Source organism: Luteimonas huabeiensis HB2, assembly GCF_000559025.1.
Lineage (GTDB): Bacteria > Pseudomonadota > Gammaproteobacteria > Xanthomonadales > Xanthomonadaceae > Luteimonas > Luteimonas huabeiensis.
Genome location: NZ_JAAN01000024.1, coordinates 25,264 through 42,511 on the forward strand (window position 1 = coordinate 25,264; position 17,248 = coordinate 42,511).

General features: G+C 71.7%; 13 protein-coding genes. 8 read left to right on the top strand and 5 right to left on the bottom strand.

Features of this window, described 5'->3' with window-relative positions; all coding sequences use genetic code 11:
• The first annotated feature begins 45 nt into the window (after positions 1 to 45).
• On the top strand, positions 46 to 504 hold the full coding sequence (locus Z164_RS0109775; RefSeq protein WP_024890518.1) for a SecDF P1 head subdomain-containing protein: 459 nt from the start codon (positions 46 to 48) through the stop codon (positions 502 to 504).
• Between the two features lie 30 nt (positions 505 to 534).
• Here the strand turns inward: Z164_RS0109775 and zipA are convergent, their stop codons facing one another.
• Positions 535 to 1,290, bottom strand: a complete 756-nt coding sequence (gene zipA, locus Z164_RS0109780; RefSeq protein WP_024890519.1) for a cell division protein ZipA — start codon at positions 1,288 to 1,290, stop codon at positions 535 to 537.
• Between the two features lie 70 nt (positions 1,291 to 1,360).
• Positions 1,361 to 4,864 (bottom strand): chromosome segregation protein SMC, encoded by a 3,504-nt coding sequence (gene smc / locus Z164_RS0109785; RefSeq protein ID WP_024890520.1) that lies wholly within the window; start codon positions 4,862 to 4,864, stop codon positions 1,361 to 1,363.
• 233 nt (positions 4,865 to 5,097) lie between these two features.
• Between smc and Z164_RS0109790 the strand changes: the two genes are divergently transcribed.
• The 3 genes from Z164_RS0109790 to Z164_RS0109800 all read left to right on the top strand — a co-directional run bounded on the left by Z164_RS0109790 (position 5,098) and on the right by Z164_RS0109800 (position 7,886).
• Complete coding sequence (locus tag Z164_RS0109790; RefSeq protein WP_024890521.1) at positions 5,098 to 6,966, top strand: ABC transporter ATP-binding protein; 1,869 nt, start codon at positions 5,098 to 5,100, stop codon at positions 6,964 to 6,966.
• 129 nt (positions 6,967 to 7,095) lie between these two features.
• Positions 7,096 to 7,689, top strand: coding sequence for a peroxiredoxin family protein (locus Z164_RS0109795; protein WP_052338402.1), 594 nt, complete (start codon positions 7,096 to 7,098; stop codon positions 7,687 to 7,689).
• Positions 7,686 to 7,886 carry a hypothetical protein gene (locus tag Z164_RS0109800; RefSeq protein WP_024890523.1) on the top strand — a complete coding sequence of 67 codons (201 nt, stop codon included), beginning with the start codon at positions 7,686 to 7,688 and terminating at the stop codon, positions 7,884 to 7,886. Before Z164_RS0109795 ends, Z164_RS0109800 begins: the two co-directional genes overlap by 4 nt.
• A 56-nt stretch (positions 7,887 to 7,942) precedes the next feature.
• Here Z164_RS0109800 and Z164_RS0109805 read toward each other — a convergent pair whose 3' ends face one another.
• Entirely contained in the window at positions 7,943 to 8,500 is a 558-nt protein-coding gene (locus Z164_RS0109805) for a DUF488 domain-containing protein (RefSeq protein WP_024890524.1), read from the bottom strand.
• Positions 8,501 to 8,606: 106 nt separating this feature from the next.
• Here Z164_RS0109805 and Z164_RS0109810 point away from each other — a divergent pair, with 106 nt between their 5' ends.
• A complete protein-coding gene (locus tag Z164_RS0109810; RefSeq protein WP_024890525.1) occupies positions 8,607 to 9,401 on the top strand; it encodes a ferredoxin--NADP reductase in 795 nt (264 codons plus the stop codon).
• A 126-nt stretch (positions 9,402 to 9,527) separates the two neighbouring features.
• Positions 9,528 to 9,947 (top strand): universal stress protein, encoded by a 420-nt coding sequence (locus Z164_RS0109815; RefSeq protein WP_024890526.1) that lies wholly within the window; start codon positions 9,528 to 9,530, stop codon positions 9,945 to 9,947.
• A 25-nt stretch (positions 9,948 to 9,972) separates the two neighbouring features.
• Here Z164_RS0109815 and Z164_RS0109820 read toward each other — a convergent pair whose 3' ends face one another.
• Positions 9,973 to 10,473 carry a glutathione peroxidase gene (locus Z164_RS0109820; RefSeq protein WP_024890527.1) on the bottom strand — a complete coding sequence of 167 codons (501 nt, stop codon included), beginning with the start codon at positions 10,471 to 10,473 and terminating at the stop codon, positions 9,973 to 9,975.
• A 155-nt stretch (positions 10,474 to 10,628) separates the two neighbouring features.
• Here Z164_RS0109820 and Z164_RS0109825 point away from each other — a divergent pair, with 155 nt between their 5' ends.
• Both Z164_RS0109825 and Z164_RS0109830 read left to right on the top strand, forming a co-directional pair.
• Complete coding sequence (locus Z164_RS0109825; RefSeq protein ID WP_024890528.1) at positions 10,629 to 12,860, top strand: M3 family metallopeptidase; 2,232 nt, start codon at positions 10,629 to 10,631, stop codon at positions 12,858 to 12,860.
• A 730-nt stretch (positions 12,861 to 13,590) separates the two neighbouring features.
• Entirely contained in the window at positions 13,591 to 16,080 is a 2,490-nt protein-coding gene (locus Z164_RS0109830) for an aminotransferase class V-fold PLP-dependent enzyme (protein WP_024890529.1), read from the top strand.
• Here the strand turns inward: Z164_RS0109830 and cfa are convergent.
• Entirely contained in the window at positions 16,062 to 17,183 is a 1,122-nt protein-coding gene (gene cfa / locus Z164_RS0109835; protein WP_024890530.1) for a cyclopropane fatty acyl phospholipid synthase, read from the bottom strand. The two genes, Z164_RS0109830 and cfa, sit on opposite strands and share 19 nt — an antisense overlap.
• Positions 17,184 to 17,248: the final 65 nt, after the last annotated feature.

Here is a 17,248-nt window from a genome sequence, read left to right on the forward strand (position 1 = left end):
GATTTTACCCGCTATGCTTGCGCCGCCCGTGAGCCGGAGACGACCATGCACAGGCTTTTCCTTCTTGCGGCCGCCCTGCTTCTGGGCGGCTGCGCGCAGGCCCCGCTCGTGGACGACGGCGCCTCGCGCTGCGCATCCGGCGGCTGCCGGGACCTGACCCTCCACGATCTGGTCGCCGATGCGCGCGATCGGGACGAAGCGCCGGCGTTCCTGCCGGAGCCCGCGCTGCGGATTCCGGGCGATCGAATCGAGCAGGCGATCGTCGACGTGGACGAGGACGGGCGCCCGCTGCTCGACGTAGTGCTCGACGAGGACAGCGGCCGCGAACTGCAAGCGCTCAGCAAGTCCCGCATCGGCAAGCGCATGGCGGTCGTGATCGACGGCGAGCTGCTCGTGGCGCCCTACATCAACGGCCCCTTCGGTCCGCGGCTGCGGATTTCCGGCTTCGAGCACCTGCCGGCGGCCAAGCGCGCACGGGCGCGGCTGCTGGGCATCGCCGACTGAAACCAGCGTCCGTGCGCGACCGCGCCCGGGTTACCAGCGCGGGCTGCGCGTCACCGGCGGCACCTCGCGCTCGCGGTCCCAGGCGCGCAGCTCGTCGCGGATGTGGGCCACGCGCTGGCGGCCCAGGGCGTTGCGCTGTTCGTCGAGCAGCACGCCGTCGAGCAGCTCGGCCATGCGCTGGGCGGTGGGCAGCATCATCTCCCAGGCGTCGAGCGCCGGCGTGGGCGCCGGCAAGGTCAGGAAGAACGCGATCGCCGGGGTCTCCAGCGACTGGATCTCCGACATCTCGAAGCTGCCCGGCTTGCGGATGTTGGCCACGCTGAAGATCGGCCCGCGCTCGGGGTGGCCCTCGACCAGGCGGTGGAAGACATTCATGTGGCCGTAGGTCAGCCCGGCCTTCTCGGCGGCGACCACGATGTCCGGACCGCGCAGGACCTGACCGGCGCGGGCGGCGATGTAGAGCGTGACGATCTTGTCGAAGTCGTCGCTGACCCGGCGCCCGAGCTCCGAGTTGGGCGTGGCCGGCTCGCCGACCGCGTCGTCGAACAGGTCCAGTTCCGCATGGCGCTCCGGTTCGTCCGCGGCCTCGCCGGCGGCATCGAGCTCCTGCTCGATCTGCGCGCCCAGCGTGGGCTCCATGCGGTCGCGCTCGCCGCTGCTGTCCCCCGCGCGTACCCGGCGGCCCTGCCCGCCCTGGCGCGGCCGGGTCCCGAAGTACCAGATCGCCGCGAGCAGGATCGCCCCTGCCACTGCGATGCCGATCCGCATCAGCCACATGTCGGTCATCGAAACACTCCCTCGAGTTCAGTGGGCGCGCCGGCGCGCGATGGCGCCGGCCGCGGGCGATCCGCGGCGCTCATGCCGCGCCGGCCAGGCGGGCGGCCTCGGCCAGATCCACCGAGACCAGCCGGCTGACGCCGGGTTCGCGCATGGTAACGCCGCTGAGCTGGTGCGCGGCCTCCATGGTCGCCTTGTTGTGGGTCACGAACAGGAACTGCACCTTCTCGCTCATCTCCGACACCATCGCGGTGAAGCGACCCACGTTGGCCTCGTCCAGCGGCGCGTCGACCTCGTCGAGCAGGCAGAACGGCGCCGGGTTCAGGCGGAAGATCGCGAACACCAGCGCCACCGCGGTCATCGCCTTCTCGCCGCCGGACAGCAGCGAGATGTTGGACACGCGCTTGCCCGGCGGGCGCGCCATGATCGCCACCCCGGTGTCGAGCAGATCCTCGCCGGTCAGTTCCAGGTAGGCATGGCCGCCGCCGAACAGGCGCGGGTAGAGTTCCTGCACGCCGGCGTTGACGCGATCGAAGGTGTCCTTGAAGCGGCCGCGGGTCTCGCGGTCGATCTTGCGGATCGCCTCTTCCAGCGTCTCCAGCGCGGCGTTGAGATCGGCGTCCTGGCTGTCCAGGTACTCCTTGCGCTGCGCGGCCTCGGCGTGCTCCTGGATCGCGGCCAGGTTGACCGGCTCCAGCCGCCGCAGCTTGGCGTCGAAGTCGGCGACGGCGCGCTCCCACGCCGCCGGGCTGGCGTCTTCCGGCACGTTCGCCAGCACCGCCTCCATCTCGAAGCCGGCCTCGGCCACCGCGGCGGCGAGCTGCTCGGCGCGGATCACCAGCGCCTGCTGGTCGATCCGGCGCTGGGCGATGGCCTCGCGCTGCGCGATGGCGTGGGCGTCGCGCTGCTGGCGGGTCTGCTCGAGCTGCCGCAGTTCGGCCTCGATCCCGTCCAGCGCCGAACGCGCGGCGGCGAGGTCGCTGTCGGCCAGCACGCGCTGTTCCAGCGCCGCCTGCCGCTCGGCCTCCAGGTCGCCGACCGGCGCGTCGCCGTCGGCGAGCTGGCCGGCGATCTCCTCCAGCCGCGCATCGAGCTGGCCGCGCTGGTGCCCCATGCGCTCCAGCGACTGCTCCAGCGCCACCACCTGCGCGCGCTGCGATTCCAGCGACAGCGCCAGCGCGTGCGCGGCGTCGCGCGAGGCGCGGGCGGCGTCGCGGGCGGCGTCGCGGGCCTGCACCAGCGCCGCGCGCTCGGCTTCCAGCTCGCGGCGCGCCTGCTCGTACTCGGCCATCCGCGACACCGCGTCGTCGAGCCGGCCGCGCGACTCGCGCGCCTGCGCGCCGGCGCTGTCGATCGACTCGATCAGTTGCTCCAGCTCGGCGTCGATGCGTTCGATGCGGTGGCGCGCCGAATCCAGCCGGCCCTGCTGGCTCTGCAGCTGGCCGGCCAGCTCGGACACGCCGCGGTGGGCCACGTACAGCGCGCGCTGGGCCTCCTCGCGCGCCTGCTCGGCGGCCAGCAGGCGCTCGCGGCGCTGCGCGGCGGCCGCCTCGAGTTCGCCCTCGCGTTCCTGCAGGGCCTCGATGCCGGCGCGCAACTGCTGGATCTCGCGCTCGCGCAGCAGCGCGCCCTGCTTGGCCGCGCCCGAGCGCAGCACCCGCACCCAGCCGGCGCCCAGGCGCTCGCCGCCGCGGGTGATGACCGAATCGCCCTCCGGCAGCCGCGCCTGCAGCGCCACCGCCTCGGCCAGGGTCTCGGCCACGTGCAGGCGCGCCAGCAGCCGGCGGATCGCCAGCGGCCCGCGCACCCGCGCGGCCAGCGAGGTCGGCGCGAACGCCGCCTCGCCCTCCTCGGCCGAGACCAGCGCCAGCCGGCCCTCGCCGAGGTCGCCCAGCGCCTCGACCAGGGTCTCCGGCGCCTCCACCAGCACGCCCTCGATGAGCTGCCCCAGCGCGCCCTCGACCGCGTTCTCCCAGCCCGGCTCCACCTGCAGCCGCTCGCCCACGCGCGCGGCCGAATCCAGCCCGCGGCGGCGCAGCCATGCCACCGCCGCGCCCTGCTCCTGCCCGAGCGCGGCGTGCTGCAGGGTCTCCAGCGAGGACAGGCGCCCGCGCGACTCCTGCGCGCGCTTGCGCACGTCCGACAATTCCTCCTGCGCGGCGCGCTGCTCGTCCTGCAGCGCCAGCGCCTCTTGCTTGCGCGCCTCCAGGTCCTCGGTCAGCAGGTCGAGCCCGGCGCGCTGCTCCTCGTGGCGTTGCTCGATGGCGGCGAAGCTTTCGGCCAGCGCGTCGAGGTCGAGCCCGGCGCGCTCGGCGAGCAATTGCTCGCGGCGGCGATCGGCGTCGAGCGACTGCCGGTCGAGGTAGTCCACGCGGGTGCGCTCCACCTCGGCCGCGCGCGCGGCCTCCGCCGACTCGCGACCATGCGCCTCCCAGCGCTGCTGCCAGTCGGCCAGCGCCGCTTCCGCCTCGCGCAGCGCCTCCTGGCGCGCCTCGTCCTCGGCGCGCAGCGACTCCAGCCGGGGCCCGGCCTCCAGGATCGCGGCCTGCAGCGCTTCCAGCCGCGCCCGGTCGCCGCTGATGTGCGCGCCGATCTCGGCCAGCGCGTTGGCGGTCTCGTCGCGGGCGCGGTGCAGGCGCGCGGAGAGGTCGCGCTGGTGGGCGATCTGCTGCTCGATGCGGGCCAGCGCGCCGGCCACCTCGTAGACCGCCGCCTGCGCACGGGCCAGCGCCTCGCCGGCCTCCTGCTGGCGCACGCGCCCGGTCTCGATGCGGCGCTCGGCCTCGCGCTGCTCGGCCACCAGCTGCTCCAGCCGGGTCGATTCCTGCGCCAGCCCCTCGCGCAGCGCCTGCAACTGGCGATCGAGCGCGCGGAATTCCAGCGCCTTCCATTCCGCATCGCGGATCTTGCGCTCGGCCTGGATCGCGGTGTACTGCTCGGCCTGGCGCGCCTGGCGCTTGAGGTGGTCGAGCTGCTTGCCGACCTCCTCGCGCAGGTCGCTCAGGCGGTCCAGGTTCTCGCGGGTGTGGCGGATGCGGGTCTCGGTCTCCTTGCGCCGCTCCTTGTACTTGGAGATGCCGGCGGCCTCCTCCAGGTGCACGCGCAGGTCCTCGGGGCGCGCCTCCACGATCTGGCTGATCATGCCCTGCTCGATGATCGAGTAGCTGCGCGGCCCCAGGCCGGTGCCCAGGAACAGATCGGTGATGTCGCGGCGGCGGACCTTGGTGCCGTTGAGGTAGTAGGCGCTCTGGCCGTCGCGGCTGACCGTGCGCTTGACCGAGATCTCGTTGAACGAGGCGTACTCGCCGGTGATGGTGTGGTCGCTGTTGTCGAAGATCAGCTCCACCATCGCCTGCGACACCGGCTTGCGGGCGGTGGAGCCGGAGAAGATCACGTCGGTGAGCGAATCGCCGCGCAGGCGGCTGGCGGTGCTCTCGCCCATCACCCAGCGCACCGCGTCGATGATGTTGGACTTGCCGCAGCCGTTGGGACCGACCACGCCGGTCATGTTGGTCGGCAGGTGCAGCGTGGTGGGATCGACGAAGGACTTGAATCCGGCGAGCTTGATCGTGGACAGGCGCATGCGTAGGGACGTTAGCCTCGCGGCGCAGCGCCAGGGCGCGGCCGCTCCAAGGTGAGGGCCCGGATCTCCGGCCCCGGCATCGGCGACAGATAAGTCGTTGTTTTCATTGAGCGACGGCGCCACCCAGGGCGCCGTCGTCCGGCAGTATAGCCGCCCGCCCCGGCACCGGTCAGGCCATCGCGGCCGGTGGCGCGCTCACGGCGTCGCGCACGCATTCATGCAGAATTCCCCGGATGGCCGCCGCCCCCAGCCCCACGCCCGCCCGCGCCCAGCCCAGTCTGCGCGAGCGCTTCGCCGCGATGCGCAACCTGCCGCCGTTCCTGCGCCAGGTCTGGGCCACCAGCCCCGCGCTCACCGCCGCCAGCCTGGGCCTGCGCCTGGTCCGCGCGGTGCTGCCGGTGGCGATGCTCTACGTCGGCAAGCTGATCATCGACGAGGTCGTGCGGCTGGCCGGTGCCGGGCCGGGCGCGCCCGACCTGGCCGCGGCCTGGCACGCCGGCCGGCTGGACCCGCTGCTGTGGCTGGTGCTGGCGGAGTTCGGCCTGGCGGTGCTGTCCGACCTGCTCGGCCGGCTGGTGGCCTATGCCGAGTCGCTGCTGTCGGAACTGTTCACCAACGCCACCAGCGTGCGCCTGATGGAACACGCGGCCACGCTCGACCTGGAGGACTTCGAGGACCCGGAACTGCAGGACAAGCTCGACCGCGCGCGCCGCCAGACGATGGGGCGGATGAACCTGCTGGGGCAGTTGTTCGGCCAGGCGCAGGATGCGGTGACCGTGGTGAGCTTCGCCGCCGGCCTGGTGATCTATGCGCCCTGGCTGATGCTGCTGCTGGCGGTGGCGCTGGTGCCGGCCTTCGTCGGCGAGTCGCACTTCAACGCGCTCGGCTACTCGCTCAACTTCCAGTGGACGCCCGAGCGCCGGCAACTGGAGTACGTGCGCCAGACCGGCGCCAGCGTCGAGACCGCCAAGGAGGTGAAGATCTTCGATCTGCACCGCTTCCTGATCGAGCGCTACCGGCGCCTGGCCGAGGGCTTCTACCGCGCCAATCGCGCGCTGGCCCGGCGCCGCGCGCTGTGGGGGGCGCTGCTGGCCGCGTTCGGCACCCTGGGCTACTACGTCGCCTACGCCTACATCGTCTGGCGCACCCTGCGCGGCGACTTCAGCATCGGCGACCTGACCTTCCTGGCCGGCAGCTTCCTGCGCCTGCGACAGCTGCTGGAAGGCCTGCTGATTGGTTTCTCGCAGGTGGCGGGCCAGGCGCTGTACCTCGACGACCTGTTCTCGTTCTTCGCCATCGAGCCGGAGATCCGCTCGCGCCCCGGCGCGGTCCCGGTGCCGCGCCCGATCGAGCGCGGCTTCGTGTTCGAGAACGTCGGCTTCCGCTACCCCGACGCCGAGCGCTGGGCGGTGCGGCACCTGGACTTCGAGCTGCGCGCCGGCGAGGTGCTGGCGCTGGTGGGCGAGAACGGCGCCGGCAAGACCACGCTGGTCAAGCTGCTGGCGCGGCTGTACGACCCCGACGAGGGCCGCATCCTGCTCGACGGACGCGACCTGCGCGACTACGACCTGGACGACCTGCGCGCCAACATCGGGGTGATCTTCCAGGACTTCGTGCGCTACCACCTGAGCGCGGCGGAGAACATCGGCGTGGGCCGGATCGAGGCGATGCACGATCGCGAACGGATCCGCGACGCCGCCCGGCGGGCGATGGCCGACGAGGTGATCGAATCCCTGCCCGGCGGCTACGAGCAACTGATCGGGCGCCGCTTCAAGACCGGCGTGGACCTGTCCGGCGGGCAGTGGCAGAAGCTGGCCATCGCCCGCGCCTACATGCGCGACGCGCAGGTGATGATCCTCGACGAGCCCACCGCCGCGCTCGACGCGCGCAGCGAATACGAGGTGTTCGGCCGCTTCAAGGAGCTCTCGCACCGGCGCACCGCGGTGCTGATCTCGCACCGCTTCTCCAGCGTGCGCATGGCCGACCGCATCCTGGTGCTGGAGCAGGGCCGGATCGAGGCCAGCGGCACCCACGAGGAACTGATGGCCGCCGGCGGGCGCTACGCGGAGCTGTTCGAGCTGCAGGCGGCCGGCTACCGCTGACGGCGCCCCGGCACGGCGCATCGCGCCCGTTCATGCCGAAACTGGGCTGCGCGTCCGCTAAATCGCGTTGACGCGCGCGCGTCGCCGCCGATAGCGTGGCCGAAGACGACGAAGGGAGGCGGCGAGGCCATGCGGCGGATTCCGTACCTGCAGATCGCGCTGGGCCTGGCGCTGGCCCTGGTGGCCGTGCTGGGCTGGCAGAACCACCGCCTGCGCGCCGACAACGACTGGCTGCTGCAGCGCGCCACGGCGCCCTACTACGGCATGTACGTGCCGGTGGTGGAGGTCGCCGCGCTGGACGGCGAGCGCCTGCGGCTGGGCGCGCCGGAGGGCGGCTTCCAGATCCTCTACTTCTTCGATGCGCACTGCCCGTATTGCCTGGAATCGGCGCCGAGGGTGCGCGAACTGGCGCGCCGCGCAGCCGGCCTCGGCGGCACCGTGCGCATGATCGGCCTGGGCAAGGGCGAGGACGCCGAGATCGCCGCCTACGCCCGCGAACACGGCTTCGACTTCCCGGTGGCCGCGGTGCGCGATCGCCGCCTGCTGGCGCTGTACCGCGGCGACAGCGTGCCGCTGGCGATGCTGATCGGCCCGGACGGGCGCGTGCAGCACGCGCACCCCGGCCCCCTCGACACCATGGACCAGGTCGGTTCCCTGCTGGCCGCGATGCGCACGGACGCGCCGCCCGCGGCCGCACCCCAAGCCCAGGAGTCATCGCCATGAAGCAGTCCAGGTTCTCCCCGCGCAAGGCGCTCCTCGCCGCCGGCTTCCTCGGCGTCATGGCCTTCGGTGGCGTCCAGGCCGTGGCCAGCGGCACCGCCTCGCAGTCTCAGGCGCGCCAGTGCAGTTCCATCTGCGAGCCCGATTGCCAGGGCTTCGGCGGCACCTACCGCGCCGGCGTCTGCTGGTGTTGCGGGTGATGCGATGAAGCCGCGGCGGGACGGGCGCCACGCCGCGCCCGTCCCGACGCGCGCGCTCAGCCCGGGAACAGCGCGCCCTGGTCGCCGGCCGGCGCGCCGTAGTCCAGGCGGCCGTCCACGATCCGCGCCGCCGCCGTGTACGGATGGAGCTGCGCCTTGCCGGGCGCCATCAGGTGCACGACCTCCCAGCCGCGCGCCTTGAAGTCGTCGGCGATCAGGCTGCGGTGGCAGCTCCACCACATCGCCTCCGCGCACATCACCGCCGTCGGACGTTCCAGCGCCGCATCCCCCAGGCGCGCCCGCGCGGCGGCATAGGCGGGCGTGTCCATGTAATCGGCGTAGCCGCGAAAGGCAGCGTTGCGCCAGGCGGTGTGCGGAGAATCCTCGCGCGGCCGGCGGCGGCCACCGAGTTCGGGCATCGGCAGGTAGCCGATCCCCGCGCCGGGCAGACTGGCGGCCAGCGCCTCCGCCGCGTACTGCGGGTTGCGGCGCGAGCCGGGATAGCGCCGCACGTCGGCCACCGTAAAGATGCCGGCCTCGGACAGCATCCCCAGGAACACCTCCAGGGGGCGGGTGGAATGGCCGATGGTCCAGAGACGGGGTGCGCCGCGCATGCCGCTACCCTGCCACGGCCGTCGTGGAGGGCGCGCGCACCGCCTCCGATGAGAACCGCTCTCATCGTCTACAATAGGCGGGTTTTCTCCCGGATCTGGCCCGCGCATGTCCTCCGCATTCGGCACCGAGACGGTGCTCGACGTCCGCCACTGGACGGACGACTACTTCAGCTTCACCACCACCCGCGACGACGGCTTCCGCTTCGACAACGGGCAGTTCGTGATGATCGGCCTGGAGACCGAGGGCAAGCCGCTGCTGCGCGCCTACTCGATCGCCAGCGCCAACTGGGAGGAACAGCTGGAGTTCTTCAGCATCAAGGTGCCCGACGGCCCGCTGACCTCGCGGCTGAAGAACATCCGTCCCGGCGACCGGATCGTGGTCGGGCGCAAGCCCACCGGCACCCTGCTGATCCACGACCTGCACCCGGGCCGCAACCTGTATCTGCTCGGTACCGGCACCGGGCTCGCGCCGTGGCTGTCGATCGTCAAGGACCCGGAGACCTACGAGCGCTTCGAGCGGGTGATCCTGTGCCACGGCGTGCGCCGCACCGCGGACCTCGCCTATCGCGACTACTTCGTCAACGAGCTGCCGCAGCACGAGTTCCTGGGCGAGCAGATCGCGGCGAAGCTGCGCTACTACCCGGCCGTCACCCGCGAGCCCTTCGTCTTCGGCGGCCACGATCACCAGGGCCGGCTGACCGCGCTGATGGAGAGCGGTCGCATGATGGAGCACCTGGGCATCGAGCCGCTGGACCCGGAACACGACCGCGCGATGATTTGCGGCAGTCCGCAGATGCTGGCCGACTTCCGCGCCCTGCTCGACGCCCGCGGCTTCTCGCCGGCGCCGCGCATCGGCACGCCCGGCCAGTACGTGTTCGAGCGCGCGTTCGTCGAGCGCTGACCGCGGGCGACGCGCGGCGTCCGCGTTCCCGCCGCGCGGTCCGCGATCGCGGGCGCGGCCTGGGGCGCCGTTCCACAGTGCCTCGGCGGCGTCTACAATCCGGACAGTTTCCGGGAGAACCGCCACATGAAGATCGTCGTCGCCGTGGATGGCAGCGAAATCAGCCAGCGCGCCGTCAAGTTCGCGATCAAGCTCGCGCGCGCCACCGCCAAGGCCCGGATCACCGTGGTCGCGGTGAACCCGGAGCTGTTCCCGGGCGTGGAGCGCAAGATCGGCGCCGAAGCCGCCGCCCGCCACCACGCCGAATCGCACGACGCGCTGCTGGGCCCGGCGCTCAAGACGCTGGCCCGCGCCAAGGTCGAGTTCACCGAGCGGCGCGAGATCGGCGACATCGCCGCCACCATCCTCGACGTGGCGCACAAGAGCCGCGCCGACCTGATCGTCATGGGCTCGCACGGCCGCGGCGCGGTCAAGGGCATGCTGCTGGGCTCGGTCTCGGGCAAGGTGCTGGCGCAGTCCGACGTGCCGGTGACCATCGTCCGCTGAAGCCGCGCCGGTCCGCCGCCGGCCCTCAGGCGCCCGGCGGCGGCTGCGCCAGCGCGCGCTCCAGCGCGCCCGCGAGGGCTTGCGGGCGCCGCGCCGGACCATAGCGGCGCAGCGGCCGGCCGTCGCGGCCGATCAGGAACTTGGTGAAGTTCCACTTGATCGCGCGCGTGCCCAGCACGCCGCGGCGCGCGTCCTGCAGCCAGCGCCACAGCGGGTGCGCGCCCGGCCCGTTGACCTCGACCTTGGCGAACATCGGGAAATCCACCCGGTAGCGCAGGTCGCAGAACGCGCGGATCGCCTCCGCGTCGCCCGGCTCCTGCGCGCCGAACTGGTTGCACGGAAAGCCCAGCACGACCAGGCCCCGCTCGCGGTAGCGCGTCCACAGCGCCTGCAGCCCGGCGTACTGCGGGGTGAAGCCGCAGGCCGAGGCCACGTTCACCACCAGCGCGACCTGGCCGCGATAGCGCGCCAGCGGCGCGGGGCCGCCTTCGAGGTCGACGGCATCGAAGTCGTAGAGGGTCGGCATGGCGGGTTGCGGGCGGGCGGCCCAGTCTATCCCGCGAAGGCGCGCCCGTGCGCCCCCGCGGAGGCCCGCCCCGGTACCGCCTGTGCCGATGGTCACGGGCCCCGGCCCCGGCCGGCGGGGTATTCTTCGGGGTTCCGCCGTTCCAGGATTCGCCGATGAAGCATCCGCTCAGCCTGGCGCTCGCCGCCGCCATCGCCGGCCTCAGCGCCCCCGCCCTCGCCCTTGCCCAGGACGCCGCGCCCGCGCAGGCGGCCGCGCCCGCGCAGGCGCAGCAGGACAACCCCTTCTTCCAGGCCAGCCCGCTGGATCTGCAGTACCCGCAGTTCGACCGCATCCGCGACGAGCACTTCGCCCCGGCCTTCGACGCCGGCATGCGCGAGAACCTGGCCGAGATCGAGCGCATCGCCGCCAATCCCGAGCCGCCGACGTTCGACAACACCATCGTCGCGCTGGAGAAGTCGGGCCAGTTGCTCGGCCGCGCGCTGCGCGTGTTCTACAACCTGGTCGGCGCCGACACCAACGACGCGCGCAAGCGGCTGCAGGCCGAGTACTCGCCGAAGCTGGCCGCGCACCGCGACGCGATCTCGCTCGACCCGCGGTTGTTCGCGCGCATCAAGACCCTGTACGACACCCGCGCCTCGCTGGGCCTCGACGCCGAGGGCACGCGCCTGGTCGAGCAGTACTACAACGATTTCGTACGCGCCGGCGCGCAGCTCGACGAGGCGCAGAAGGCGCGCCTGAAGGAGATCAACGCCGAGCTCGCCACCCTCGGCACCACCTTCAGCCAGAACGTGCTGGCCGAGGTCAACGATTCGGCGGTGGTGGTCGATACCCGCGAGGAACTGGACGGCCTGACCGAACAGCAGATCGCCGCCGCCGCCGAGGCGGCGAAGTCGCGCGGGCTGGCGGGCAAGTACGTCATCACCCTGCTCAATACCACCGGCCAGCCGCCGCTGTCGCAGCTGACCGACCGCGACCTGCGCCGCCGCATCCACGAGGCCTCGGTCGCCCGCGGCGCGCGCGGCAACCAGTGGGACAACACCGCCATCGTCTCGCAGGTGCTGCGCCTGCGCGCGGAGCGCTCGCGGATGCTGGGCTTCCCCACCACCGCCCACTACGTGCTCGCCGACGAGACCGCCAAGACCCCGGAGGCGGTCAACGACATGCTCGGGCAGCTCGCCCCGGCCGCGGTGGCCAATGCGCGCCGCGAGGCCGCCGAGCTGCAGCGCATGATCGACCAGGAGCAGGCCGCTAAGGGCGAGCCGAGCTTCGAGCTGGCCGCCTGGGACTGGGCTTTCTATTCCGAGAAGGTGCGCCAGGCCAAGTACGAGTTCGACGAGGCCCAGCTCAAGCCCTACCTGGAGATGGTGAACGTGCTGGAGAACGGCGTCTTCCACGCCGCCAATCAGTTCTACGGCATCAGCTTCAAGCAGCGCACCGACCTGCCGCTCTATCACCCCGACACCCGCGTCTACGACGTCTTCGACGCCGACGGCAGCCAGCTGGCGATCTTCATCTTCGACCCCTACGCGCGCGAGTCCAAGCGCGGCGGCGCCTGGATGAACTCCTACGTCTCGCAGTCGTCGCTGATGGGCACCAAGCCGGTCGTGGCCAACCACCTCAACATCCCCAAGCCGCCGGCCGGCGAGCCGACGCTGCTGACCTGGGACGAGGTCACCACGATGTTCCACGAGTTCGGCCATGCGCTGCACGGCATGTTCTCCGACGTGACCTATCCCTACTTCAGCGGCACCAGCGTGCCGCGCGACTTCGTGGAATTCCCCTCGCAGGTCAACGAGATGTGGGCGGACTGGCCGAGCATCCTCGCCAACTACGCCAAGCACTACGAGACCGGGGAGCCGATGCCGCAGGCGCTGCTGGACAAGGTGACCGCCGCCGCCCAGTTCAACCAGGGCTTCGCCACCACCGAATACCTGGCCGCGGCGATGCTCGACCAGCGCTGGCACCAGACCCCGGCCGAGCAGATCCCCGACGCCGACGGCGTGGTCGCCTTCGAGGCGCGCGCGCTCGCCGCCGACGGCATCGACTACGCGCCGGTGCCGCCGCGCTACCGCACGCCCTACTTCAGCCACATCATGGGCGGCTACGCGGCCGGCTACTACGCCTACATCTGGTCCGAGGTGCTCGATGCCAACACGGTGAAGTGGATCGAGGAACACGGCGGCCTGACCCGCGCCAACGGCGACCGCCTGCGCGCGACGCTGCTCTCGCGCGGCGGCAGCCGCGACGCGCTGCAGCTGTTCCGCGATTTCGCCGGCCACGAGCCGGACATCCGGCCGCTGCTGGTCAAGCGCGGCCTGGTCGCCACCGCCGACGACTCCGCCGCGCCGGAATCGGCCGAGCCCGTGCCCGGCAACGACGACTGACGCCCGCGGACTGGTGTCGCGGCAGGCCGTCCGGGGCGACCCGGGCGGCCTGTCGCGTTTCGGGGCCCGCTCGATCGTCCGCCCCCCCCGACCGGGCCGGCGCGAACGCGCGGCCGGCCCGTTCGTCGGGCGCGGAAGCCCTCGCACGCCTTGCGACGCCCGCCGGACGTTGACCCGACCGGTCTCCTGGGATAGAAGTGCGGGCAGGCAGCGACGCGCGGTTGCCTGCTGAATGGGCCGACGCCGTCGCCGAGAAGCTGGAGACTTCGATCTGCGAGGCCGTCCGATGGACATGGACAACGGCGACGCACGCCCGCTCGCCCCTCCGGACGGCGCCGTCGCGAGCGACCGGCGCTCCGGACCGGGACCCGAAACCGCGCCGCTAGCGGCCCGGCGCGATACCGGGTGGACCGTGGCGGCCCGCCGCCCGTGCGGCCGATCCGAGGCCGCAGCGACCCGCCCCGTATCGCCTGCGCTCCGGTGGCGTCGTGCCCGGCGCCATGCGCGCCGTTTCTCGACAGTCCCCCCGCCGCGCCACGATCCGACGAACGCGCCGACGGTGCGCCCGACCGGGCGATCGCCGGCGCTTCTCCATGGCATCTCGACCGCCGCCGCTGCGCGCGCGATGCCGCACCGTCCTCGGCGCGGGCGGGCATCCATCCGTCGGCCCCATGGGAGCAGCACCCCGGTTTGACTCGAGATTCCAGGACCGAATCGCAAGGAGACCGCAATGGCCAGCGTCGCGCAGCAAGCTTGCAAGACCGTATCGGATCAGGAATGGTCCCTGAGCACCTACATGGAGTTCTACGAGCGGGTCCTCGGCCCCCGCCTCTTCAAACCGTACGGAGAACTCCTGGTCCGGGAAATCCGACAAGACATCCGTCCCGACGCGCCCCCTCGCGACGTGCTCGAGGTCGCATGCGGGACCGGCCGCATCACCACGCATCTTTACGAGGATCTGGCCAAGCCGCTGAACCTGCGGCTCGTGGCCACGGACCTGTCGAAGATCACCATCGAGATCGCGAAGAAGGCCGTCAGCGAAGAGCTTCGGCGCAACGTCGTCTTCCGCGCCGACGTGGACATGGCCGACATGCCCTTCGAGGACGACAGCTTCGACGTCATCGTCTGCGGCTTCGGCCTGATGTTTCCTCCGGACAAGGCACGGGTCGCGCGGGAATTCAGGCGGGTGCTGCGCCCGGGAGGCCGCATCTACGGCACCGTGTTCCAGTACAACGAACTGTTCGAGCTGACCCGCCAGCTCTCCCGGGAGCGCTTCGGGACCCCGTCGGCCATCATGAACGCGGCCCTCAGCCTGGCCGATCCTGCTCCCATCATCCAGGCGTTCTCCCTGGAAGGGCTGTGCCGGGGCATCGACGAGGTCGCGACCTCGCATCCCCTGACCTTCCACCTGGACGACGACGACACGCGCGAGTTCCTCTTCAACGCCTGCATCCTCCTGGAAGAATTCAACCAGTGCGACGCGGCTGCCCGGCAGCGCTACCTCGATCTGATGCTCGGCGAACTGCATGCGCACGTACCGTCCCGCCACTACCGGGTCAGCGCCTGGCTGCTTCGCGCGCAGGTCGACGAGGCCGCCAAGGAGGCGGTGGCCGTGCCGAGCCGGGCGCCCGACTTCTCGGAACTGAGCGCCTTCATCCGGCTCGCGCCCGAGCGCGCCGAGAGCGGGGAGGACGAGGCGCTGCCGCCCGAGGACGCCCGATCGCTGCAGCCCTACCGTGCCCTGAAGGCGGCCTTCCTCGCCGAATGCCCGACCTACCCCTACGCCGAGGCGGAGGCGCTGCGCAACGGCGAGTTTTCGCGGCTGGACGCCCACCAGGTCGCCTACCTGGATCACGTCGGCGCCGCCCTGCCCCCGGAGTGTCTGCTCGAGGACGACTATCGGGCGCTCCGGCGCGACATCCTGGGGAACCCGCACAGCGGCTCGAAGCCCTCCGCCGCAGCCCTGGAAAGGGCCCGCACGGCGATCTACCGCTTCTTCGGCTGCACGCCGGACGAATACGAAATCGTGTTCACGCCCAACGCAAGCGGCGCCATCCGGCTGGTAGCGGAATCCTTCCCCTTCGAGCCCGGCTCGGAGCTGCTGCTCGCCAAGGACAACCACACCTCGGTCCACGGCATCCGCGAATACGCGCGCGCCAAGGGGGCCTCGGTGAAGTACGTCCCGTTGGACCAGCAACTGCTGATCGTCGAGGCCTCGATGCAGCGCGCGCTCGAGACGCTGCCGCCGGGCCGCCCGCATCTGCTGGCCTACCCCGCGCAGTCGAACGCCACCGGCGCCAGGCACGATCTGAAGTGGATCCGGCTCGCCCAGGAACGCGGCGCCATGGTGCTGTGCGACGCCGCGGCGTTCGTGCCCCAGTGCAAACTGGACTGTTCGGTGCATCGTCCGGACTTCGTGCCGGTCTCGTTCTACAAGATATTCGGCCATCCCACCGGTGCCGGGTGCCTCCTCGCGAGGAGATCGTCCCTGCGCAAGCTGACGCCGCCGTCCTTCGCGGGCGGCGCCGTGTGCTACTACTCCGGCCCCTGGTCGCCGACGGACCGGCTGCTCTACCACGACGACTGGAAGCGCTTCGAGGTCGGCACGCCCAACTACGCGTCCTTCCACGCCATCGCCCAGGGCTTCGAGTTCGTCTCCCGGCTGGGGCTCGAGCGCATCGGCGCGCGCTCGGCGACGCTGGCGAGATGGCTGGAACGGCAGCTGGCGGAGCTCCGGCACGACGTCCGGAGCCGATCCCCGCTGTGCTGCATCTACGGCCCCCCGGCCGAGCACAAGGGCGCGACGGTCATGCTGAACTTCTTCGATTGCGACAACGCCCCCATCCCGCACGCGCTGATCAAGCGGCTCGCCGAGCCCTTCGGCATCGTGCTGCGCAACGGGTGCTTCTGCAATCTGGGCGCGGTGCAGCACGCCACCTACGTCTCGGCCGGAACGGAATACTGCGAGCTCGACAAGACCGAGAAGATCCTCGACTGCGCCGCCTTCGACGAAAAGATTCTCGAAAAGGGCGACTGCGGCGCCGTCCGCGTCTCCTTCGGGCTCGGCTCGAACTTCAGGGACGCCTACCGCTTCTATCTTTTCGCCAGGTGCCTGCTGAACGTCGAGGTCGCGCGGCTGGCCGATGCGCGGACGCCTGGGCGCGCGGACCGACCGCCTCCCCCCAGCGCCCTCCCGAACGATCAGCGCGCAGCGACGTAGCCGCCCGGCACGCCGCCGGGCGAAAGCACCAGCTGCCAGAGCTGGATCGAGCGTGCGCGGAAGCTGGCCATGGAGCCGGCCAGGTAGAACAGCCACATGCGCCGGAAGCGCTCGTCGTAGCGCGCCGGCAGCCGCGACCATGCCGCTTCGATGTTGTCGCGCCAGGCCTGCAAGGTGCGATCGTAGTCGGCGCCGAAGTTGTGCCAGTCCTCGATCACGAAACGCCCTTCCAGCGCGCGCGTGACCTGCGCCGCCGACGGCAGCATCGAATTGGGGAAGATGTACCTGGCGATCCACGGATCGGTGCGACTGCGGGAACGGTTGCCGCCGATGGTATGCAGCAGGAACAGGCCGTCGGGCGCCAGGCAGCGCCGGGCGACGCGGAAATAGGTACGGTAGTTGCGCACCCCGACGTGTTCGAACATGCCGATCGACACGATGCGGTCGAAGCGCTCGTCCAGCGCGCGGTAATCCTGCAGGCGGATCTCCACCGGCAGCCCGGCGCACAGCGCGCGCGCGTACTCGGCCTGCTCGCGCGAGACCGTCAGCCCCACGCCTTCAACGCCGTAGCGCTCGGCCGCGTACTTCAGCATCTCGCCCCAGCCGCAGCCGATGTCGAGCAGGCGCATGCCGGGCCGCAGGCCGAGCTTGCGGCAGCAAAGATCGAGCTTGGCCTCCTGCGCGGCGTCGAGATCGCGGGCCTGGCGCCAGTACCCGCAGCTGTAGACCAGCCGCGCGCCCAGCATCGCGGCGTAGAGATCGTTGCCGAGGTCGTAGTGGCGCTCGCCGACCTCGAAGCTGCGCCGGCCGGCCTGCGGATTGCCCCAGCGCGCGCGCAGCGCGTCGGCCAGTTCGCCGGCGCCGCGCACCCGCTCGCCGAGACCGGACCGGATCAGCCGCAGCAGCAGTTCGTCGAGCGCCTCGGTGCGCCACCAGCCGTCCATCCAGCTCTCGCCCAGGCCGAGCGAGCCCTGCGCGAGCACGCGCCGGTAGAAGCGTTCGTCTTCGACCCGCAGGTCCCATGGGCGGTCGCCGTCGACGCGCACGTCGGCTTCCGCCAGCAGGGCCTCCACGCGTCGCCGGAAACGGTCTGCGCTGGCCATGGTACGACCCGGAAGCGGCCGGCCCTTGCCCGGCCCGGCGCCAGTCTACGCCATGAACGGGCGCC

Coding starts and splice junctions, on each gene's coding strand:
- Z164_RS0109815 (WP_024890526.1), top strand. CDS start 9,528: ATGAAGATCGTCGTCGCCGTGGATGGCAGCGAAATCAGCCAGCGCGCC.
- Z164_RS0109820 (WP_024890527.1), bottom strand. CDS start 10,473: ATGCCGACCCTCTACGACTTCGATGCCGTCGACCTCGAAGGCGGCCCC.
- Z164_RS0109830 (WP_024890529.1), top strand. CDS start 13,591: ATGGCCAGCGTCGCGCAGCAAGCTTGCAAGACCGTATCGGATCAGGAA.
- Z164_RS0109810 (WP_024890525.1), top strand. CDS start 8,607: ATGTCCTCCGCATTCGGCACCGAGACGGTGCTCGACGTCCGCCACTGG.
- Z164_RS0109805 (WP_024890524.1), bottom strand. CDS start 8,500: ATGCGCGGCGCACCCCGTCTCTGGACCATCGGCCATTCCACCCGCCCC.
- Z164_RS0109790 (WP_024890521.1), top strand. CDS start 5,098: ATGGCCGCCGCCCCCAGCCCCACGCCCGCCCGCGCCCAGCCCAGTCTG.
- zipA (WP_024890519.1), bottom strand. CDS start 1,290: ATGACCGACATGTGGCTGATGCGGATCGGCATCGCAGTGGCAGGGGCG.
- cfa (WP_024890530.1), bottom strand. CDS start 17,183: ATGGCCAGCGCAGACCGTTTCCGGCGACGCGTGGAGGCCCTGCTGGCG.
- smc (WP_024890520.1), bottom strand. CDS start 4,864: ATGCGCCTGTCCACGATCAAGCTCGCCGGATTCAAGTCCTTCGTCGAT.
- Z164_RS0109825 (WP_024890528.1), top strand. CDS start 10,629: ATGAAGCATCCGCTCAGCCTGGCGCTCGCCGCCGCCATCGCCGGCCTC.
- Z164_RS0109775 (WP_024890518.1), top strand. CDS start 46: ATGCACAGGCTTTTCCTTCTTGCGGCCGCCCTGCTTCTGGGCGGCTGC.
- Z164_RS0109800 (WP_024890523.1), top strand. CDS start 7,686: ATGAAGCAGTCCAGGTTCTCCCCGCGCAAGGCGCTCCTCGCCGCCGGC.
- Z164_RS0109795 (WP_052338402.1), top strand. CDS start 7,096: ATGCGGCGGATTCCGTACCTGCAGATCGCGCTGGGCCTGGCGCTGGCC.